This window comes from Gardnerella sp. DNF00038, from assembly GCF_049262855.1.
Classification (GTDB): Bacteria; Actinomycetota; Actinomycetes; order Actinomycetales; family Bifidobacteriaceae; genus Bifidobacterium; species Bifidobacterium vaginale.
In genome coordinates this window covers 1351235-1374731 of sequence record NZ_CP058407.1, presented here as the reverse complement: position 1 = coordinate 1374731, position 23497 = coordinate 1351235, and the positions used below count along the sequence as shown (strand labels likewise).

At 42.7% G+C, this 23497-nt stretch carries 6 protein-coding genes, 3 tRNA genes and 1 riboswitch; of the genes, 6 read left to right on the top strand and 3 right to left on the bottom strand.

The window, feature by feature from the left end; genetic code table 11:
* Window positions 1-251 precede the first annotated feature (251 nt).
* Entirely contained in the window at window positions 252-6290 is a 6039-nt protein-coding gene (pulA, locus tag HXT19_RS05275) for a type I pullulanase (RefSeq protein WP_180947130.1), read from the top strand.
* A gap of 1216 nt (window positions 6291-7506) precedes the next feature.
* Here pulA and HXT19_RS05270 read toward each other — a convergent pair.
* On the bottom strand, window positions 7507-16719 hold the full coding sequence (locus tag HXT19_RS05270) for a Rib/alpha-like domain-containing protein (RefSeq protein ID WP_422119660.1): 9213 nt from the start codon (window positions 16717-16719) through the stop codon (window positions 7507-7509).
* A gap of 572 nt (window positions 16720-17291) precedes the next feature.
* On the opposite strand from HXT19_RS05270, the gene HXT19_RS05265 reads away from it, so the two are divergent.
* The 3 genes from HXT19_RS05265 (at window position 17292) to HXT19_RS05255 (ending at window position 20153) form a co-directional block, all read left to right on the top strand.
* Complete coding sequence (locus HXT19_RS05265) at window positions 17292-17768, top strand: holo-ACP synthase (RefSeq protein WP_004573780.1); 477 nt, start codon at window positions 17292-17294, stop codon at window positions 17766-17768.
* A 216-nt stretch (window positions 17769-17984) separates the two neighbouring features.
* A tRNA-Gly gene (locus HXT19_RS05260) sits at window positions 17985-18058 on the top strand.
* Window positions 18059-18233: 175 nt separating this feature from the next.
* Window positions 18234-20153: a glycoside hydrolase family 25 protein gene (locus HXT19_RS05255; RefSeq protein WP_422119659.1), complete on the top strand. Its 1920-nt coding sequence runs from the start codon at window positions 18234-18236 to the stop codon at window positions 20151-20153.
* Window positions 20154-20239: 86 nt separating this feature from the next.
* On the opposite strand, the gene HXT19_RS05250 is transcribed toward HXT19_RS05255, so the two are convergent.
* Together HXT19_RS05250 and HXT19_RS05245 are read right to left on the bottom strand one after the other, a co-directional pair.
* Window positions 20240-20320: transfer RNA gene (locus HXT19_RS05250), tRNA-Leu, on the bottom strand.
* A gap of 37 nt (window positions 20321-20357) precedes the next feature.
* Window positions 20358-20430: transfer RNA gene (locus HXT19_RS05245), tRNA-Thr, on the bottom strand.
* Between the two features lie 315 nt (window positions 20431-20745).
* Between HXT19_RS05245 and pgi the strand changes: the two genes are divergently transcribed.
* Both pgi and HXT19_RS05235 read left to right on the top strand, forming a co-directional pair.
* Window positions 20746-22440: a glucose-6-phosphate isomerase gene (gene pgi, locus HXT19_RS05240; protein WP_174190809.1), complete on the top strand. Its 1695-nt coding sequence runs from the start codon at window positions 20746-20748 to the stop codon at window positions 22438-22440.
* 468 nt (window positions 22441-22908) lie between these two features.
* A riboswitch (M-box (ykoK) riboswitch) is annotated at window positions 22909-23069 on the top strand.
* A 113-nt stretch (window positions 23070-23182) separates the two neighbouring features.
* Window positions 23183-23395: a hypothetical protein gene (locus HXT19_RS05235; RefSeq protein WP_226913173.1), complete on the top strand. Its 213-nt coding sequence runs from the start codon at window positions 23183-23185 to the stop codon at window positions 23393-23395.
* Window positions 23396-23497 lie beyond the last annotated feature (102 nt).

The following is a 23497-nucleotide window of genomic DNA, read 5'->3' as shown; positions in this document are numbered from 1 at the left end:
CTAATATAGCAGTTGTATTTTTGACTTTTGTAAAAATTGCAAAAGTGTTACAATAGCTCCTTACGTGCAAAATTGCGAAAAATTCAATGTGCTTATGGCGATTTGCGTTCAAAATAAGCAATCTTATGTGTAAACCAAAGTTGGTTGTAATAAGAAGTGAAACATAGTTGTGTCACCTATAGTTTTCATGTTTTGCATGGAATAAAACAATATAGAAGCATGTTTGTGCCAACGGAGGAAAGGATATGCAGATGGTCACTCATCGCCACCTTGCGTCGAAAATAGTTTCTATGATTGCAGCGAGTGCAATGTTAATAACAGGTTTTGCTGTTGTTGGCAATGCAAGCGCTAGTAGTGAGTCTAGTAGTGAATCTAGTAATCCTCAATCTAGCAATCTAACTCTTAACCGTAAGGGCGTTATTGTTACTGCATTCCAGCAGAATTGGAAGAGTATTGCTCAAGAATGCAAAACAACTTATGGTCCTGAGGGTGTTAAGTATGTGCAGGTGTCTCCTCCAAATGAGCATGTAAAGGGTACTCAGTGGTGGACTTCTTACCAGCCTGTGAGCTATAAATTAAAGTCAAAACTCGGTACTGAAAATGAGTTTAAGAGCATGATTGACACTTGCAAAGTTGCAGGCGTTGAAATCATTGCGGATGCTGTTATTAATCACATGACTGGTGCTGGTGACACTCATACAGAGGGTGTTGGTGGGAGCCAATATAGCGCTGCTAAAGAAGATTTCCCAGATGCTGGATATAAGAAGGATGATTTCCATCAAGATGCTAGGAATATTGAGCACTATAACAATTCTGAGGAAGTGTGGAATCGCAGGCTTGTTGGCTTGCTTGATTTGGATACGTCAAAGCAGCATGTGCGAGAGACTTTAGGTAAGTACTTTGCTAATTTGCTCAAGCTTGGTGTTGCTGGCTTCCGTATCGACGCAGTAAAACATATTTCTCCAACAGATATGGCTGCGATTAAGAAAGCTGCTGCTGATGCTGCGCACACTACGCCTGACAAGATTTGGTGGATGCAGGAGACGATTGGCAATCCTTCTGAAGCTAAAGAAATACAGCCAGATAAGCATTTAAACGAAGGCGAAGTCAACGAATTCCAATATTCTTACCGATTAAAGAACGATTTTTATGGCTCAATATCGAATCTAAAGAATATTACTAATGGACTTGTTCCAAGCGATAAAGCTTCAATTTTTGTTACTAATTGGGATACTCCTCGAGAAAATTATGTGCGCACTCTTACTTATAAGGATGGTCCTCGCTACGAGCTTGCAAACGCGTTTATGCTTGGCTACCCTTACGGAAACCCAAACATTTACTCGGGGTATAGGTTTGATGCAAAAAATAAGGATGATGGTGCGCCTGGTGCGACTGAAACCTCTGTTCCAAATGTAGATTGTTCTCCAACAACTGGTTGGCAGTGCACTCAGCGTTGGACTTCGATTCGTGGAATGGTTGGCTTCTTTAATGCTGTAAATGGTGCTCAAGTAACTAATTGGCAGGAGAGTGACAATAATAACATTGCTTTTAGTCGTGCAGGCAAGGGATTCTTAGCAATCAACAATACTCCAAACGCAAAGAAAGTTTTGTATACTACTGATTTGCCAAATGGTGAGTATTGCAACGTTTATGCTGCGGGGAATTGCTCTAAGACTGTTAAAGTTACAGATGGCAAGGTTTCTGCGACTATTGCTCCTTATTCTGCAATTGCTTTGCATGCGGATTCTAAAGCAGATAGCGCTAGTAAAGCTGGTCCAGCACGTGATGAATCTGATCCAAAATACAATGTTGACGATGTTCAAGACCAGTCAACAACTGTCTATTTTAATGCTAAGAATAGAAGTCCTAAGCCAAGTTCCGTAAATATTCATTATAAAATCGGCAATGATTCTTGGACTGCAGTTCCTGGTAGGCCAATGCGCAAAGTTTGCAATGATTGGTTTGCAAGAACAATTCCTAATAATGGCAAGCAAATTACTGCTGTATTTAATGACGGTGGAAGTAATTGGTATAACAAGAACAATAAGTCTAGAGAAAACTTTGAAATTCAAGCTGGTTCGAAAACTTATGTAGTAGATGCCGATTTGAACGGTTCTGAATCTGCTAGCATTCCTTGCAAGGTTGAGGACACATCTTCAAAGCCTACTGAATTAAAGACAAAGATTGTTATTCACTATAAGCAAAAATATGGTGACAATCGCCATATGGGCGTCTATATCTGGGGTCTTAAAAATGCAGATGGTCAAGAGATAAAAGGTGCTTGGCATGAATTCAATGGTCAAGACGCTTTTGGTAAGACTTACGCAGTTGAAGCTGATGGCACTTACGAGAGCGGAAAAGTTGGATTTATTATTACCGAGAAACCCGTTGATGGTCAGGACTGGCATAAGGACGGCGGAGATCGTAATATCTGGCAAATCGAAGATGGTGTTGGCGAAGCTTGGGTTTACGGAGGAGATTCAAATACTTTTGCAGAACCTCCATCTGAAGTCTCTAACAAGCTTAATAGCATTAAAACATTAAATGTTACTGTTCACTACCGCAGAACAAATAAGGATTACGCTGGTTGGAATCTTTGGACTTGGTACGGTAGTGAGAAGGGCGTAAAGCAAGATTTTACGGCTCATGATGATTTCGGTAAGATTGCAGAATATACATTCCACAATGATTCTGGCATAAAAGATTCAAAGTTTATTGTGCGCTATTCTATGCAAGGCAACGATTGGGTTTCTAAAGATCCTGGCGAAGGCGATCGCCCAATTCCTGCAAAAGCAATTACCTTAAGCGAAGATGGTAACACTGGTAATGCTGAAATCTGGCTTATGCAGGGCGATAGTAGAGTTTACTTAAGCCCAAACGTAATCAACACGAAGGCTAATGCTATTAATGCTGATATTACGTCTTTTAAGGAATTTACTGTAAACGTGAGCGGCGACCCTTCGGAAGTTGAGAAGAAAAATGTTACTGTAACTGATGCTACAGATTCAAAGAAAAATCAACACAAGACAGTAGATATTTCGCAAGTTGCTGTTGTGGATAATAGGATCGTAATCACTGCAAAGAACGAATTAGATCTTAAGAAAATGTATGAAATCAACATTAAGGGTGTTGGTGGAATGCCTAAAACAGTGTCTGCTTCAACTGTTAAAGGTTCTAAGATTGTTCGCACTGATGAGTTTGATCAAAAGTATGCGTACACAGGCGATGACTTGGGTGCTGTTGTAAAAGATGGTTCTACGACTTTCAAGCTTTGGGCGCCAACTGCTGCAAAAGTGGAGTTAGTAACTTATAAGTCAACTGATGAAAAAGCGCAAGAAGATAAAAAGCAAGATATGACTCTTGGCACAGAAGATGGAAAGCTTGGCGTGTGGAGTATTACTACGAGTTATGCAAAAGCTGGCACTGCTTATACATACAAGGTTTATTTTGCAGATGGCACTGTTAATAATTCTCCAGACCCTTATGCAAAAGCTGCTGTGCGAAATGGAATGAGATCCGTTGTATTCGGTGGCAACATGGCAACACCTGTATCTCGTAAGGCATCATTTGGAAAGCGTCCAACTGATGCGACTATTGCAGAAATGAATATTCGCGACTTTTCGATTCATGAAAGTTCTGGCGTAGATGTTGCAAAGCGCGGAAAGTATCTTGGTGTAATTCAATCTGGTGCTAAAAAAGATGGCAAGCCAACTGGCTTTGATTATTTGAAGTCCCTCGGCATCACTCATGTGCAAATCATGCCAATGTATGATTTTGGTTCTGTTAATGAAGCAGGAGATTTGAGTTATGTTGATAAGAACGACAAAGATAATCCTCATCAAAACTGGGGCTATGATCCAATAAACTACAACGTTCCAGAAGGCTCCTATGCGTCTGATTCAGCAAATCCTGCTACGCGTATTACGGAGCTAAAGCAAATGGTTGAAGGTCTACATAAGGCTGGTTTGCGCGTGATTATGGACGTGGTTTATAACCATGTTTATAACGCAGAAAAGAACGCTTTTGGACAGACTGTGCCAGGCTACTACTTCCGTTACAACGATGACGGCAGCTTGTCTAATAGATCTGGTTGCGGAAACGATACTGCTTCAGAGCGCAAAATGATGCGAAAGTATATTGTTGACTCTGTAAAGTATTGGGCTAAAGAGTACGGTATTGACGGCTTCCGTTTTGATTTGATGGGATTGATTGACCTTGAAACCATTAAGGAAGTGCGTGAAGCTGTTCATGCAATTGACCCGAACTCGATTATTCTTGGCGAAGGCTGGGATATGAGCCAATTGCCTTATGGAAACCGCACTATTCAGCCTAATGCGTATAAGCTTGCTGAAAATAATGGCGTTGCGTTCTTTAACGATTCCTTCCGTGATGCTGTAAAGGGTCAAGGAGATGATGATGTTGCTGGATTCGTGTCTGGAAACAGAGGCAGCGACAATCTTGTAATGCAAAATCTTTACGGTTGCCAGCCTGGAAACGCAAGCTGCACTGGTAGGCGCTACGCGAATGCTGGTCAGACTGTGCAATATGTTGAAGCTCACGACAATCTTAATCTTTACGATAAGTTGAAGAAATCCTTGCCTAATGAGACAGAAGAGAATCTTAAGAAGCGAGTAATGCTTGCTAATTCGCTTGTAATGTTTGCGCATGGCATGCCATTCTTTGAGCTTGGTCAAGAGTTCTTACGAAGCAAGAATGGTAATGCTAATAGTTACAATGCTGGCGACGGTGACAATTCCGTTAAGTGGGATTTAGTTAAAACGAATGAAGATGCTGTCGAGTACTTCAAAGCGTTGATAAAGCTAAGAAACGAGATTCCAGCTTTACGAGATTCTGAATATTCTGATGTTAACAATAATATGCATTGGATTAAGAGCAGCGATGGTATTAACGCATTTAGTGTTGACAACAACGGTAAAACGTATGTGTTTATTTTCAATGCTAATAGTGGTGAATTTACTGTGAATATTGGCAAAGGAAAGTATCGCGTGCGCATTGCTGATGGGAAAGCTAACAGCAATGATGAGTCAGTGTGTCCTGAAGCATCTGTAGATGACAATGGAAATTACAAGGTTTCTGCTCTTTCGACTTCAGTACTTGTGAAGGATGCTGAAAAGAAGAACGACAATCCTTTTGCAAATATTAATGTTGATGATGTTCTCAAATATAAGATGAATCCTTTGGATATCAATAAGTTGAAGGATGAATCTAAGCCTGGTACGCAGAAGCCGAATCCATCTACTCCTGGGCATGAACAAACTCCTGGTACTGTTACTCCATCACCTCAGCCACCTGTTCCTGGTCCTGTAGTGCCAAATCCGGCTCCAGCGCCTGGCCCTCATCCTCAGCCTGGTTCTAATCCTGTGAATCCGGCTCCTCAGCCAGCGCCAGTTCCAACTCCAACTCCTGGAGAAACTCATCCTGGAACTCATGAGCCAAATTCATCTACGCCTGGTCGTGAGCAAACTCCTGGAGACTCTGATACTGAAAATCATCCTGCTCCACATACTTTAGTCCCAGATGTGGGTACTGCTCCTAGTAATTCCGAATCAGGTTCTGCATCCCAGCAAGGCTCTAAGTCTAATACGCCTGCTCATGAACCTAATAATAGTATTGAATCTAAGCCTAATGCTGAGTCTCACTCTACTTCTGAATATCAAACTCATTCAAAACCTAAGCAGAATGTGCATGAAAATTCAGATCAGTCTAAACCAGCTAAAACAAAACCTGAATCTTCCTCAAATTCTGCTGTATCTGCGCCTGCTAAGCCATCATCAGCTGCTCCAACTCCTAATGCACCGGCAACAGTGCAGCAGCTTAAGTCAGAGCTAAGAGGAACTCTGCTAGTACGAGACAATAATGTTGCGAATGCTGGAGTTGTGAACAAAGTAAACATTCGCATTCAAAACGGCGAGTTTATTGAACGTCTGAATCGTGAAGGTATTGCATATGCTTACGCATACATCTACTCGTCTCCGCGATTGCTTAAAGGCTCCGACGGTTCAAAGTATGTTACTGTACGAATGGTGAATGGCGTGCCTCAATTCGATGCAATATTCCCAGCTGGATACTCTGGTAAACACACTGTTCTACTTGTAGACGAGAGTGGCAAACAAATCGCATGGACTGAAGTAACTGTTGTAGATAATGGTGTTTCAAAGCGTGGTGGATCTATGCTTCAAACAGGAAGCAACATTGTTTATACTTTTGCGCTGTTCATTATACTTACATTTGTTGCAGCTATTGCTCGTTATAAAGTTGCATTTAGATAGATTTGTGGCTTTGAGTTTTAAAGCGTCGCGCGCGAGAGCACTTTTGTAGTGCGTTTGCTTTGACTGAGCTTGAAATTTCATAACGCATTTCAAGCTCAGTCAAAGCGTGATTTGGCTTAAACGTAAAGTCCAGTGGACTTTACGCGCCAGATCAGCCGAGCGGCTACTAATAGACGTTCGGAATCACACGGCTAATCCGCGCGAACGACGATCAACCCTGTAGTGCGATTGTATGACGACACGCCGTAAATCAGGTACAAACGCACTACAAGGTTGCGCCAAGTTAGGTATAGATTCGAGATTTTTCGCAGCGAATGAAGCATATCGCTCGCGCGTTACAGCGCGCTCACGTCTTCGCTTGCGTTGAAAGCACACTGTGCTTTCAACTTTGAGCAAGCTCAGCGAATCGAAGTGCATTCGCGCGCTACGCTTTAAGCGCTCAAGCAAGTCGATTCGCAGCTCTTTGATGGTGATTCGCTGAAGTAGCAAGAAAAATCGAGAATCTCGGTGATAAAAACCACGCAAAAGTTCTAGATATTCAGAAGGTTTGATGTATTTCTATACGAGCAATAAAAGAGGAGAGTAGCGACGGGATTTGCGAGGAGAGAAATACTCAAACCTCGCGCAATACCAAGTAAGGAAACCGTACTACGCTCTAAACCCAGACGCTCGCCTAGATGCCAGCGGCTGCTACTGCTGAGTTGCTGCTTTAGCTGCTAATGTATTGACGCTTAATTGCGGATGTATTGACGCATTGAAATAAGTGCGAAACCAGAGCGGAAACATTTGCTGTGTTATTCCACGGCATCTGTTTTCGCTCTGGCTTTATTTGACCACATTTGCAGGAAAATGTAAGGCGATTGGAGTTGCGTTAAAAATTACGTAAGTAGCTCTGTAGTTCAGTATGCCATATTTAGTACGTGTAGCATTGCGTATGTCGCCTGATATTACCTAATGCCAGTAGTACGCTGTCATTATCGCAGTGGTATGCTATTTCGCTACCAGTACCCGCTACCAGTACCCAGATCATTTAACGGCATCTATTTGTCGCACCTATATCTCTGTAGCTTATACCTCTGTAGTCTACAGTTCTATAGCTTTACAGATATAACAATGCTCCGTGGTTGAAGAGTTGTCGTAAATTTTGCGAACCCTTTTATCACGGAGCATATGTATATTATTTATTCAATTTTAATATTTGTTGCACCACCAACGTTTAGTCGCGCTTCTTCCTGCGAATAATGACTGCGAGTGCAGCACCTATTGCGCCTGCGAGTGCAGCAACAGTGCTTGCTGCAGCAATTGCAGAGCCTGTATTGGTTAACTTTGATTGCGCAACATGACCGGAGGAGTGATGTGCAGGAGACTTAGGAGCTTGTAACTGAGTGTTATTGCTCTTATTCCTGTTGTTTTCACTGTTGCCAGTGTGTTCATCAGAATCATGAGAACCAGATTCATGTTCTAGGGTTGGCGCAGGTGCTGGTTCCGGTGTCGGTGCCGGTTCTGGCGTTGGTGTTGGTTTCTTGGTTGGGTTGTTTCCTACTTTACCGTTTGCCTTGTTGGATGGTTGACCATTCTTCTTGGCTTGCGCGGTAATCGTACTACCATCCTTGATTTGGGTTGCAGGGATGGTGACTTTACCAGTCTTAGGATCAACAGTCACGCCGGTTGGAGTATTACCGTTAATAGTCCAGTTACCATTCTTATCTTTCTTCACGGTAATTGTTACAGGAGTCGTTGTATCGCCTTCTGGAATATACGTGATTTCTAGAGTATCAGCATCTGCTGGTGGGGTAACAGTTGCGGAACCTTGCTCAACACCATCTTGTGGCGTGAGTATAGTCGGCTCACCCGCAGGCGTTGGCGTTGGTTCTGGTGCAGGCTTCTCCTTTTCGCCAACTTTAGCAGTTACCACTTCTGACTTGCTCTTGCCAGTCTTATCGCTACTGTCTTCTGATTGCGCAGTAATAGTGCTACCGTGCTTAATCTTGTTTGCTGGAATCGTAACAACGCCAGTTTGCGGATTAACGGTTACGCCTTCTGGAGCGTCTCCGTCAATCTTCCACTCATGCTTGTCGCCTTCAGCAACAACAGTAATCGTTGCGGTTGTTTCACTGCCTTCTGGAGTGTAAGTAACTACAACCTTGTTCACGCGCGTATCCGTGAGATCAGGCGTCACGCTAGCACCACCCTCGGCTGGAGTGTCAATCTTTGGCTTAGTTATATTTCCGTTGACAGTAATATTTACGCTATCGCCTGTCTTTGCACCATCACCCTTACCGTTGGTTGGTGTGAGGGTGACGATGGCACCAGGCTTTTGCTTGTCGATAGTAATAGTGAAGTTGCCATCTTTATCTGCGGTACCAGTTCCGATTTGATTGCCATTGTTATCGGTAACAGTTACTGTTGCGCCCGGAAGAGTCTTTCCAGTGATGATTTGTTTAGTAGAATCATCTGGATTGTCTTTTAGCGTTTGCTCACTAATCTGTGGAGTCTTAAAGCCAGTTACAGCAGTAGCGGGATCAGATGGTTTGTCCGTCTTGTTCTTAGATACTGCAGTAATAGTACTGCCATCCTCCAAATTCTTTGCTGGAATCGTAACAACGCCAGTTTGCGGATTAACGGTTACGCCTTCTGGAGCGTCTCCGTCAATCTTCCACTTACCATTGTTATCCTTCTTAGCAATAATTGTGCGAACTGGCTGTTCTGGACCATTGATTGAATTTGGCTTAGCATTGATTTCAATCTTTACAACCGTTGTGTCATCAGTTGGCGGAGTTACAGTTACGTTTCCGTCGTTCTTCTGGTTGTCGGTTGGTACCGTAATCGTTGGCTTTTGTGGTTTAGCAGTGACGGTTACAGTAGTTGCATCACCATCAACTCCACCCTTGTTTGGAACAAGCTTGAGTGTTGTGCCAGGGGTCTGATGAGGAACATCAACGGTAAAGTTGCCATCTTTATCTACAGTGACAGTTATTTCTTTATCGCCATCCTTCAATGCGGTGCCATTGCTGTTTTGAACCTTGATAGTGGCTTCAGGAGTTCCCTTACCAGTAATAGTTGTCTTGCCATTATCTGCAGAACCTTTATCACCAGGCTTGTTTTCGGCTTTACCATCGTTGATAAATGGCTTGTTCTGTGCCACAACGTTTACTGTTACTGGTACGTTCACAGGATTTGCGATACCCGGAATAGTTACCACGACAGTGCCGCTCTTATTGTTTCCAGCTGTCTTGGTATCTGGAGTACCGTTAGTTGCCCAAGCAAACTTGGTTCCGTTAGGTAACTCATCCTTATTGGCAATGCTGTTTTCTGCGCTTGGAGAATCACCAACATGTACGCTCACCGTTTTACCGGCTGGATTTGGCACAACGAACACATTGACTGAAATGTCAACATCTGGCTCGCCTGGCACTTTAACGGTCACAACGCCTGGTTGGTTGCCAGTCTTTGATGTATCAGGCTTCTTCTTCCAAGAAATACTAGCATCCTTAGGTAGATCCTTATGATTCTTAATAACATCCTCTGGCTTAGGAGTAGTGTCAGTTGTGTCACCATTCTTCTTTTGCAACACAGTTACGTCGTTTGCGACAGGTTCTGGTGTCACAGTAATTGTTACTGGCGCTTCTTGAGGTGCTTGCCCTGGAATCTTGACAATCACTGTGCCACTAGCAGTGCCTGGCTTGTCGGTCTTTGGGGCAGCATCTTTCTTCCACTCGAATGTGGTTCCCTTAGGGAGTTTGTTGTTGTTATCAATGCTGTTCTTAGGATCAGGATTGCTGTTCTGTGGGACGGTGGTTTCCTTTGCTATAGGCACAGGGTTTACGTTCACAGTTACAGGAACATCAATCGTATAACCAGACTTGCCATTTACACCTGGAATGGTGACTTTTACTTTACCGCCTGTCTTTTCTCCAACGGTATCTGTAGTTGGTTTGCCACTATCTTCCCACTCGAACGTAGTGCCATTAGGGAACTTACTGGTATCGCTAGAATCCTTAATAACATCCTTAGCTTCTGGCAATGTGCCATTTTGTGGAACGTTCACAACATTCGCTTCTGGCTTTGGCAAAACGTTCACTGTTACAGACACTTCCACAGGCTTTTGACCTGGAATAGTAACAATAATCTTGCCATTCTTTGCGCCAGGATTGTTAGTATCTGGTTTATCTTCAGGTTTCCACTCGAACGTAGTGCCATTAGGGAACTTACTAGTATCGTGAGAATCCTTAATAACATCCTTAGCTTCTGGCAAATCCTTGCCCTGTGGCACGTTGACTTCAGATGCACTTGGGTCAACAACGTTAACCTTTACTTCAACTTCTTGAGGAGTATCAGATCCAGGAATAGTAATCTTTACTTTGCCTTTTACGCTGTTACCTTCCTTAGATGTGTCTGGTTTTCCGTTGTTATCCCACTCGAACTTAGTGCCATCAGGGAACTTATCCTTATTGGCAATGCTGTCCTCTGGCTTAGGTTCCACGCCCTTTGGCACAGTCACAACTTTAGCTGTAGCAGTTGGAGACTTAATAGTTACAGGTACGTTAATAACAGTTGTTGATCCATCCGGATACGTAACTGTTACAGGCACTTCAAACTTGCCAGCCTTATCTCCATTAGGGATCTTAGACTTATCTCCCTCAGCAATAGAGTAAGTTGGCTTATTTGTTTCGTTCGTTGGCCAGGTAGGAACACTTACTTTGCCAATAATTTCGTCGTCCGAAGGCTTTTGACCATTATCTTTTTCAAGATTATCTGCCTTAGGTGGGTAAAGTTCAGACTGCTTATTGCTAATAGTTACTGGCACGTCAACAATGTCAGTCGTGCCATCTGGGTAGGTGACTTTAACCTTAACAGTAGAGTTTCCAGGAGTCTTACCATCTGGAAGCTTTGTATTAGGCTCGTTCAACTCAATCTTTGGTTGTTCCTTTGAATCTTTTGACCAATCAGGAACAGTTACATTGCCTGTTACATCATCAGATGTAACCTTCTTGCCAAACGGCTTAACAACAGGTGTTACCTTTGGCTCGAAAGTATCCGACTGCTTGTTCTTAATAGTCACATCAACAGTAACTTCATCAGTTGTGTTATCCGGGTACGTGACCTTAACCTTAACGTGATAAGTGCCAGGCTTTGTGCCGTCTGGAATATCCTCATCTTTGCTGGTGATGGTGACTTTTGGCTTATCGCCATCCTTCTTTGGCTTAAAATCAGGAACAGTTACAGCATCCGTAACAGCTTTCTTGGTCTTTTCTTTACCAGTGCCATACGGCTCTTCCACAGGGTCAACTGCAGGAGTGTTTGCAGTGGCATCGGTATCTGTAACTACTACAGGCACTTGCACAACAGTGCTGGAACCATCTGGATATGTGACCTTAACAGGTACGTTAGTTGTGCCAGTCTTATCTGTAGTTGGTAGAGGAGTTTTTGGATCTACAAGCTCTACTTTTGTTTTAGATTTATCTGGAGTCTTGCCATCAACTGTAGAAGTCTTCACAGCATTCTTAATGTCTTCAGCAGTAGGTGCTGGATCATTACGCTTCTTGTTGATAGCTTCTGCGCCTGGTTTGTAGGTCTCGTTATCTGGCTCGCCAACTGTTACAGGAACTTCCACGTGATCCTCAGAACCGTCAGGATACTTAACAGTAACCTTAACGTTTACGGTTCCAGGAGTCTTAGTGTCGATAGGTGTTTGACCTTTATCAACTGTAATTGTTGTACCATTTGGTTTATTTGGAACAGTGACTTTAGCAATGATGTCATTGTCAGAAGGGCCACTTTCTCCATACTTCTTAGTGATTCCGCCGTCAACCTTTGGCGTATGAGTTTCACTTTGAGGCTTTCCTACAGTAACCTTTACTGTTGCGTGATCTTTAGAGCCATCCTTATATGTAATGGTTACAGGAATATCGAAAGTACCAGGCTGAGTGCCATCTGGAACAGTCTTAGCTTTGTCGTCAATAGCAATACTTGCGCCTTCTGGAAGCGTTATATCTTTGCCTTGCTTATCTTTACCAAAGCTAATGCCTTTATCCTTGCCAACGCCGGTAATCTTGCTGGATATACCTGTATTCGGCGTCTTATTGTAGTCAATGTTAATTGTTTGACCTTCTGGCGTATAAGTTTCGCTTTGTGGCTTCAGCACTTTAACAGTTACTGTTGCAACGTCACTAGAGCCATCCGAATACGTAACCTTAACCTGCACTTGGCTTTCGCCAGGCTTATCGGTGCTTGGAACGTCTTTCGTGTTGACGATTTCTACTGTTGGATCTTGCTTTGGAGAGTCGCCGTTCCACTTCAAGCCATTGCTTTCACCGAAGGATTTAATCTTATTGGAAAGATCTTCTTTTGAATTCCATGGAACTGTAATAGTTTTACCAACAGGGTCATAGTTGTTGGACTCCCTATTAACGACAATAGGCACTTCAATCTTGCTGGAAGATCCATCTGGATATTTAACAGTTACAGGAATAGCGTAATTTCCATCTTGGGTAGGAATATCTCCAACGTCAAATGTTATGCCAGTCTTATTGATTGGCGTATTTGGATTGTCATATTTAGTGATTTTAATAGCGTTTTTAATTGCATCTTTATTTTTAGGATTATCAACTTTAGATGCGGTAGCCTTATGCTCTTCAGCATCCGTGTATACGGAAATCTGAACCTTAAGCTTAGACTCGTTGCCAGCTTCGTCTGTAACAACAAGCTCACGAGACCACTTATTGTCTGACGAATTGGTTATATTCGGATCTCGCTTTCCAGTGCCCTTAATATGAATAGTTGCAGGCTTTTCTGCAGAATTTCCGTTTTGATTGTCAACAGTGATTTTTCCGTCGTAGCCTGGGAATGTTGATATTGTTGCGCTACTAATCTTGCCGCTGTTATCGTAAGACTTAATTTCAATATCAAAAGGCTTATCTTTATGTACTTTAAATTGGTAGTACATTTGTTTATCGTCATGTTTCACCTGATTTGTAGCAGGGTTATCAATAACAGGCGCGATATTGTCATTAACGGTAACTTTTGTCTCCACGTCTTTAGTTGAGCCGTCTGGGAACGTTATGCGAACTGTAGCGGTTGTATCTTTGCTAGGCTTATTCCAATCTGGTTCCTTAGCCCAAGAATACTTAGCGTCCTTAGGCAGTTTCTTCACTGCTTCTGGATCAATACCGCTCTTAGGATCTGGATGCTTTGTGCCGCTGCCCATGTTGTACGTAACAGGCGTGCCTTTAACATCACCATATTTGTCGGATTGCGGCTTAACAATAAACTTAACAGTTACTTCATTAGGATTGCCCGAAGGATCCACCGCTTTTAAGGTACGCGTATACTCGCCAGGCTTAGTGTTGAGTGGAGTAGTGCCGTCAAGCGTCAAAGTCTTAGGATCTGCAGTTGCGCCAGTTCCAGTAGGAGCTTTTTCTGTCTCGCCTGGAGTTTTAGGCGTTAAAGTAAGAGTTGTAACTTCTCCGCTATTGTCTGTTGCGGTAATCTTAATATCGTTTTTATCACCGCGGTACGTAGTGATAGTAAATACTGGTGGGTATTTTGGACCATCTGGATATCCAGGATCAATGGTGTTATATGTACCACCGTCGCCCTTTTGCTGAATCGCAACTTTAGGACTTTCGTTATCCCTAACAGTTACCTTAACAGCAACAGTTTCAACGCGTGGGTGATTTTTGTCGTTAGTAGGAATAGTTACAATAACTTTTCCAGTCTTTTCCTTGCCAACAGTGGAAGTGTCTGGAGTTCCGCCAGTTTCAGTGCTCCACTTGAAGGTTGCGCCTGCTTTTTTAAGCTTTCTTCCGTTGGCAATAGCTTTTTCGGCGTCTTTTTCGGTGAGCTTGTGACCTAAGTCAACAGCAATATTCTTTGACTTAATGTCTTCTTTTTTCTCCACTTTTACAGTCACAGTTTTTTCTGTTTTGTGACCAGCGGCATCAGTTGCGGAGAACGTAAGAGTATAAGTGCCAACTTCTTCAGGCTTAAAGCCAGAGAATGTATAAGTAAGTTTCTTCTGTGTGTCTGTATTATTCTTAGAATCGTACTTGACTCCAGCGCGAGTTGGGTTACTAAGCAGCTTTGTTGGGTCATTTTTAAACAGAGCCATCGTTGCTGTTGCTGTGTCAATAGACTCAATCTTTACATCATCTGTTGCAGTAAGCTGTATCTTCAGATCGTCGCCAACTTTTACGGTAATGCTATCTTTATCGGCAGTAAGCGTTGGAGCTTTGTCATCCTTAGTAGCCTTCTTAGCGTCGCTTGCGTCAGAGCTTACGGAATCTGCAGTAGTAGTTACTGCAGTAATGTTTCCTTCAGGAATGCCGTTAGCAACTGTAATTGTAACTTTGCCATCGTTGCCAACTTTTCCAGTTCCAATTTGATTGCCCTTGCTATCTTTAAGCGTTACAGTGCTTCCAGCTGTGCCAGGGCCTGCATTAACTACAACTTCCTTGCCCTTTACGCCTGCAACACCAGTAAAATCAGTTTCAATCTTAGGCTTTTGAGGGCGAACCGTGAAAGTAACCTTTTCTTCCGCTGTGCTGCCATCGCTAAACGTGACTTTAGCAGTGTACTCTCTTTTTCCTGCAACAGCTGTGGAAGGCTCGCCATTAACCCACTCTGCGCTCTTGATGTTCTTCTTAGTAGCATTATCAAGATTGCCAAGATATTCCTTAGCGTCAACCTTGTTGGTGCCATTTATCTTTTTAAGAGCTTCGCCAACAGTAGCATTAACGGTATTTCCATTAAGCTTATGTTGCAAAGAAAGTGGCTTTTTAATGTTTACAGGAATCGTGACAACGTGATACGAGTTATCTGAGTACACAACTTTTGCAGATGCGTTTGTGGGAAGAGTTTCCCTTCCATTAAAGTACTCTTGTGGAATATTGGTTTGAGGGAATGGATTAAAGACGAGTTTCCCTCCGCCTTCAATCCCAGTAACGTGAGGCTTCAAGTCGTTTTCAGTAAGTGCATGTCCCCAATCAACAGTAATCGGTGTAGCAGTTGGCTCCTTGTACTTTTTATTAAGGTTTTCAAGTTTTATTTTTACTTGTTTTTCTGCTTTGTTTCCAGAAGTGTCGGTTGCAGAGACAGTAATCGTGTAGTCGGAGTTTACAGGATTGCCACTTTTATCTTTGTGTATAAATGTAGTCTTATTAATAACCTTGGTATGAGGATTGCTTTCGCTAGCATCAATACCATTATCGTTTTTCTCGTCAACATTGCCATTTTTAGCAAAGTCTGGCAATCCGCTTACAGAGAATTTCGTTACTTTTCCACTGTCGTCAGATGTTCCGAATTTGATTGTAGGAGTATCGCCCTGATACACGGTAATGCTGTTGTTGGAATCGCCAATCTCTTTGCCGTTCAAATATAACTTTGGAGGCAAATTATCACTTTTTGTGCGCTTAAGATTTGGTTCGCTCCAGCGCTCGCGACCAGAAATAAAGGTGTATGCTGAGTTAGTCGTTCTACCATAAGTACTTGTATTTGCCCATGTATAAGCATCTTGGATGTCTTCAAGAGTGACTCCTTGACGTAACTTTACTTTGCAATGCATGTGCACTGCAAAGTCGACGTTTGTAGTTCTTAAGCCGATGCCGTAGCTCTTGCCGCTATATACGCCTCTCAATGTTGTAGCATTGCTAATAACCCCGTCGCCTGCATTCTTGTGGAAAGTATCACTCAAATCTTGCTTGTTGCTGTTTCCTCCTCTTATGCCTAAGGTTATTTTGTAAATAGAATTTCCAAGGTGCTGATCATCTTGCAAAGGCTTACTAAGTGTTGCTGATTGGCTATCTTCTTTAGTGAATAATGAAAAATCGCGTGAAAGAACAGCGTTTTTTGTTTGTGGACTAGTGCTATTTCGTTTATAAAAATTAAAGCTTAAATCACTTAATGTGTCTCCATTGTAATAACCATTATTTAAGTCAGCAACTGCAAAAGGAATTTGCCAAACATACTGTTGTTGTTTGGAAGCGCCAGTCATATCTTTACCATCGTTGTTAAAGAACACATCGAAGACTAAATACTTAGCACCGTTGTTTTCTTCAAGGTGTGCATACATATCCGACTTTTTAGTAGTATTACTGTAATCACCTAAACCGTCGGATCCTATTTGACCGATTGTTCCATTGCTGTTAGCAAAGCGATACCTTTGGAACTCAAGAATATTCGGCGTATGTAGCCAAGGAGTAGTGTCTGCGTTACGCACTTCTTGCGCGAAAGCTGCCGTAGTTGGAGGAAGAAGAATATTAGAGGATGCGAGGATTGGCTGACCACCCAAGCAGGTTGCTGCAGTGAGAACTGTGGCAAGTGTGCTCAATGACACCTTGCGCATGGTTGCATACGCAGAAGATGAATCAACGTTTTTAAACGAGCTCTCAACTTGCTCGCGTGCATGCTTTTTGCGGTTGTTATTTGCCATAATAATCCGTAATCCTTTATTCTTGTGCTTCTTAATTTAACGTTCCTTAATGTGTGTCGTATATAAACTTGTGTCTAGTTCTTCTTCAAATACGAATTCTGTGTTTGCATAAAGCAACGGTAGACAATAAGTACGCTTATATACATGCTGCATAATATTATATCGTATTTTTACTATTTTGTCGTAATTTTTTTATTGTTAAGTGTTCCATAACTGTAAAATTTCCTGCGGGGGGGGGGGGTGCTCTATGTATAAAATATTGGCATAACGACGGATTGTTTAAAATTATCTAAAATTTTATCGTTTTATAGTAATTTATTCGCATATGAATTAATCACACTTGTAGCGTTTCTTGTACACATGCTTAAGCAGGTCGTAGCGGCGTAATTTTCTGGCGTTTGCTGTCGTTTTTGTAGTTTTGGAAAACATTTGCCGGTGACTTTTTCGGCGTTTGCTACTGCAGTAAAAGCGTGCAAGTGATTGTTGATTTAAATATATTTTATACAAGATTTTATATAGTATTTTTGCGTAGAACATAAAAAAGTATGTATATGTACTAAAAGTAGGTGTGTATGATTGCAGGAATAGGGCACGACTTGGTAAACGTTGCACAATTCGCTCAGCAGATGCATGATGGCGATGGTTGGCGTGCTCTGTTTTCTCAGAGAGAGCTTAGACAGTGCGCCATGCGAGCGCACTCAAAAAACGACGCTGAGGCGATGCATATTGCAGCGCGCTGGGCTGGAAAAGAGGCGGTTATAAAATCTTGGTGTGAGGCTTTATCTTCGTTTGGAGATGCAAAATATCCTTACACGCTAGATAACACACCGTGGGCGAGTATTGAGATTTTAGATGATTCTTATGGTTGCCCAAGTGTTCATCTTGATGATGCTGTTAATGAAAAGCTTATGCAATCTTTAGGCACGGTTCCTATGATTAATGCACAGAATGGCTTTTCTATTAGATGGCATGTTTCTTTGAGCCACGATGGTTTGCTTGAAGACGCATCTGCAATCGCATCTGCGTTTGTGATTCTAGAAATAGCTTAGATATTTTGCAATTTGCACTGTATGGTTTTGTGTATTTTTCCCGCGTTTGTTGTCGTATTTGCATAAAAAGGGAACAAACGCGGGAATGTTAATAGTGTGCTACAACGCTCTTGAGAATCTAAGTGGAGTGTCGTTAGTTGTTTTATGTCAAAATCATCTGTATAATTGTTCGAGTCGCTGTTTTGGGGTCTTATAAAAATTCCATTACGTGCAATTGCGGATGTAGCTCAATGGTAGAGTATCAGTCTTCCAAACTGATGACGCGGGTCCGATTCCCGTCATCCGCTCCACTTGATTTCTGTGATTTCTTTGATTCCGATTGTTCTAAATATATCGTGATTAGTTCTAGTTATTTTTGTGTTTTTCGTTATTCTATATGATTTGCAACTTGTTTCTTTACTGTTTGCGCATATTGCTATGGTTGTATGAGGTAAAAACACGTAAAAGCATATCTCTGGAGGAGTTGTGGGACAAATTATTGTACGTGTAATTGCAAGTTTAGTTTCTGTTGCTGCTGCATTTGTTATGAACGTTTCTCCATCTATTAATGTTGAAGGACGTGGTGTTTTTGAAGGCTCTGATTCTAGTTCATCAAGAAGTTCATTAAGAAGTGCCAAAAATAATGCAATAAAAAGTGCAGATAATGGGAATATTAATTCTTCTGAAGATAATCGTTTGAATGGTTTTGCCGATGGTGATGCCAATAATCCTGATTTTAAGTTGCCTTCAAAAGTGGCGTCGTCATTTAAGAATAGTGACGAAGTAGTTTCTTCAAAATATGCTCTTACATCTACTGGTCATTTGAAATCTCTTAAAACTGGCGATATTGTTACTGATCCTAAAATTATTGGCACTAAAGACAAGCAGCCAGATCCTCTTGCTAAGAGCGATGGAAGACGTTTTACGCCTATTACTGTTGGAGATTTGCGAAAAGCAATTAAGCGCTACAATTCTACGAATTCTACGAATTCTGCCAGTTCCGCCAATCCTTCCAAAGTTCGTCTAATAAGCTCAAATCAGCCTATTCCAGACGAGTCTAAATCTTCTGCTAAAGCAAAAGATTCAACAATATTGTCTTCTAAAACAGCCACAACAACTGATGGTATTGTTCGCAAAGCCTATTTGCCTGTAACAAATTATGGTGTGGAATGGGAAGATTACAATGGTTCTCAATCATTCTTTGATGGCAACGGAAACATGTTTGCTTATAACGCTAGGGGTGTTATAGATGTTTCTGAACATCAGCACGAAATTGATTGGGCTGCTGCTAAAGCCGCTGGAGTAGAAGGTGCGATAATTCGCATCAGCTACGGTTGGGATAATGGTTACGACAAGTATGCTGTGCGAAATATTAACGAATGCAAGCGTTTAGGTATTCCTTTTGGAGTTTATGTTTATTCCTACGCTGAAACGCCTTCTGATGGAGCTTCCGAAGGTGCTGATGTGGCAAGGCTTTTGCAAGGTGCTGGCGTTAATCCAAGTGACCTTGCATACCCTGTTTACTATGATTTGGAAAGATGGGAGTGGGCAGGGCATCAACCACCTACTGATCCATACGTTTATCAGAATATTGTTGCATCGTGGTGGAACCAGCTTGCTTCTGCTGGATACACTAATCTAGGTGTTTATTCTTATGCTAATTATTTAAACGGTCCGCTTAATTCCCAATATATTCACGATCGTACAAGCTGGGTTGCTAGCTATGGTGCCAGTACGCTTTTTAACATTACAACACCATTAGGCGGCTGGCAGTACACTTCTAGCGGTTCTGTATCTGGAATTCAAGGTAATGTTGATTTAAATGCATTTGGTACTAGGCCAACTACGCCTACAAGCCGCGCTCACATCGATTTTACGTGGATTATTCGCAGTAACGATATAGCTGTAGGTGCCGCAGCAAGTAGTAGTATTTACAATCATATGGAATATCGCTGGCTTGCTTACGATTTGCTTAATAAGCAGTGGAAGACTATTTCTGACTGGTCTGTTAGCAATTGGGCTTCTTGGGTGACAAGCAACGGTGATTATTGGCTTCACTGTGATGTTCGTGATTCGTTCACTAAGAAGCCTTTGGGCAACAAAACCATTGCTTTCCATTATGAGATTCAAAATGCACCGGCTCCTGTTTTTACAGGTGATACCGTGATTTCTGGCACTTATGCGGCTTGGCGTGGTAGCAATGTTTTACTAGGTGCTACTACAAATAATCCTAATGGTTACACGATTATCAAAATATATGACTATAACGCCAAACAATGGGTGAGCCAATTTAAGGGTCCGTGGGCTTTGTGGAGTCCTAAGCCTGGAATTTATTGGACACATTTTGAAGCCTACACATCTAATGGTACACTCAAAGATACTAAGACTTATGCTTTTGGAGTGTAGTTTTAGACCAAGAGTTAATATTTTCTCTGGTTGTTTAGTTTAAGAGAAAAAATGGACCAAGTGCAATAGCATCTGGTCCATTTTTGTGCGCGAGATGGGACTTGAACCCACATGTCGTAAGACACAGGAACCTAAATCCTGCGCGTCTACCATTTCGCCACTCGCGCTTAAATCGCCTAAAACAAGCGAAAAAGAAACTTTAAGAGCCACTTGACAGAATCGAACTGTCGACCTTCTCATTACGAGTGAGACGCTCTACCGACTGAGCTAAAGTGGCAATTTGCCCGAGAAGCATTCGCGACTCGCGCACAAATCAAATACTATATATTAATATTTGCAATTTGTCTAGCATGACGCGCCGCAAATGTTCGCATGTGTTCTAGTCAAAGTGTATTTCTGTCCGCTTTTGTGAGTATCTTGGCAATTGGAAGATAGTGATGCACAAGTTCCACTTTGCGCGCATTTACACGTGTTTACTTTATAGTTCACTATGATTCTCGATGATTATTGTGATTAAAACGTGTTCAAGTGTGCCTAAAGATTGATAAAACAAGGCATCACGTCACTTCATTCAAGATGAAAGGACCAAGAAATGGCCATCAATCCACCAGTTGACGCCGTTAAAACACCTGAATGGGCTGCTTTACAGAAGCACTATGATGAATTGCAGTCCGAAGGCGTGAGCCTGAAGAAGTGGTTTGCTCAGGATGCAAATCGCGTGGATAAGTTGAGCTTCGAAGCTGGAGACCTCCACTTCGATCTTTCTAAGAATTTGATTAAGCCAGAGACGCTTAAGCTTTTCGCCGACCTTGCAAAGGCAGTTAAGCTTGATGAGCGCACTAAGGCGATGTACACTGGCGTGCACATTAACAACACCGAAGATCGTGCAGTATTGCACACCGCTTTGCGTCGTCCAGCCGAAGATGCTGGTAAGTTCATGGTAGACGGTCAAGATACAGTTGCCGACGTGCGTGAAGTGTTGGGTCGCATTTACGATTTTGCTAACGAAGTTCGCTCCGGCGCTTGGAAGGGCGTTACTGGCAAGAACATCAAGACCGTTGTAAACATTGGTATCGGCGGTTCCGACCTTGGTCCAGTCATGGTTTACGAAGCCTTGAAGCCATATGCTGACGCTGGTATTAGCGCTCGCTACGTTTCTAATATCGATCCAAACGATATGGCAGAGAAGACCAAGGATTTGGATCCAGAAACCACGCTTTTCATCATTGTTTCCAAGACTTTCACCACTTTGGAGACTTTGACCAACGCTCGTACCGCTCGTACCTGGTTGCTTAATAAGCTTCAGGAGTGCGGTGCTATTGACGGCAGCGACGCAAAGAAGGCTGAAGCTGTTGCTAAGCACTTCGTGGCTGTTTCCACCAACCTCGAGAAGGTTGAAGAGTTCGGCATTAACCCAACCAACGCTTTCGGATTCTGGAACTGGGTTGGCGGCCGCTACTCTGTGGATTCCGCTGTTGGCACTTCTTTGGCTGTAGTTCTTGGACCAGAGCGCTTCGAAGAGTTCTTGAAGGGCTTCCACGCAATCGATACTTACTTTGCTGAAACCCCATTCGAGAAGAATGTTGTTGTGCTTCTCGGTATGCTCAACGTTTGGTACCGCAACTTCTACAAGGTTGCTTCTCACGCTGTGCTTCCATACGATCAGTACTTGCACCGTTTCCCAGCTTATTTGCAGCAGCTCACCATGGAATCCAACGGTAAGTCTGTGCGCTGGGACGGCACTCCTGTAACAAGCGAAACCGGCGAAATCTTCTGGGGTGAGCCAGGCACCAACGGCCAGCACGCTTTCTACCAGTTGATTCACCAGGGCACTCAGCTTATTCCAGCTGACTTCATTGCTTTCGTGAACACGCCAAATCCTACTAAGGATGGCGATCAGGATGTGCACGAGCTCTTCTTGGGCAACTATCTTGCACAGACTAAGGCTCTTGCTTTCGGCAAGACGGCAGACGAAGTTCGCGCTGAAGGAACTCCAGAAGAGATTGTTCCAGCTCGCGTATTTAGCGGAAACCGTCCAACCACTTCTATCTTTGGCGAAGCTTTGACTCCATTTAGCTTGGGCGAGTTGATCGCTCTCTACGAGCACATCACCTTCGTCGAAGGCACTGTTTGGGGATTGGATTCCTACGATCAGTGGGGTGTGGAGCTTGGCAAGCAGCTTGCAAAGCAGATTACTCCTGCAATCTCTAAGGATGACGATGCTTTGGCAGCTCAGGATGCTTCTACCCAGAGCTTGATTCGCTTCTATCGCGCTCATCGCAAGTAAGTGAGTGTGTAGCAATCTTATTTGATTGTTGATTTAAAGCCTCTTGTTGATTAAATCTTCAAGAGGCTTTTTCTCTAATCGAGGCATTTCCTTGCTTACTGTTGCGCGAGGGCTGGGTGTTTCTTGTCTCACAACGCTCCGCCTATTACGTGTTGGTTGTTGTTGCGGTTGTTCCGTTTTGTCTTTGATTTTGTTTTTAGGTTGAAGTTTGTTTGTAGTGGTTGATCATTGGATTATTTGGTATCGGCTACCGCTCTTATATTGTTCGACCAAGAATCACCAAGCCCTCTTACGTGCTTGAGCAATTGCGTATCGCTTAAACACCGAGATTCTCGATTTTTCTTGTAGTGCGTTTGTACCTGATTTACGGCGTGTCGCTATACAATCGCACTACAGGTGCAAGTGGTGGCTAATCTTCTCAAGTCAATTCAAAAATAGGTTGACACAAGAGCAGTGATAATTTATAATGAGCACGGTCGGTAGGTAAGGCTACCACGGGGATACGGGTTGCTGCCGCAACACAGTGGAGACACTGCAAGTTGGTCAACAGTCGTTGTCGATTTCAAGGCTTCGACTAATGCAACACCACCGCCCTGCGAAGCTGAAGCTTGAACGACAAGATTAAGGCTGATTTCTTTTGATTTAAAAATCACCTTATGTCTTCTTGCTTGCCGTCCGGTTCAATGATGATACGATGATACGGTTTTGCGTTGGCGCGCACAAGCTAGAGGAGGTGATTGCCGTGAAACATGACAGTAGCAGTAGTACCAGTTGTAATCAAAGTGCTAATACAGTTAATGCCGTTAGTGACGATTCAGACAGTATTAGTAGTAGTACAGACGTTCCCCCTGAATATACAAAAGATGAATATAAAAAACCGGCAGTCACCGCCAAAATGTTTGCGATTACAGGTTTTGCGATTAAAGATTTTATTTTATTTGATTTGTTGGGATAAGTCGCCAGCAACCGCGCGCTAAATAAGCGCTTCTAAAATAAAGTCTAAAATTCTAAGCGAAATTTAAGATAAACGCAAAAAATAGTGGTGATAAGCGGCAAA

Excerpts from the sequence above, each read along its gene's own strand:
- pulA (WP_180947130.1), top strand. The coding sequence starts at position 252 with ATGGTCACTCATCGCCACCTTGCGTCGAAAATAGTTTCTATGATTGCA.
- HXT19_RS05270 (WP_422119660.1), bottom strand. The coding sequence starts at position 16,719 with ATGGCAAATAACAACCGCAAAAAGCATGCACGCGAGCAAGTTGAGAGC.
- HXT19_RS05265 (WP_004573780.1), top strand. The coding sequence starts at position 17,292 with ATGATTGCAGGAATAGGGCACGACTTGGTAAACGTTGCACAATTCGCT.
- pgi (WP_174190809.1), top strand. The coding sequence starts at position 20,746 with ATGGCCATCAATCCACCAGTTGACGCCGTTAAAACACCTGAATGGGCT.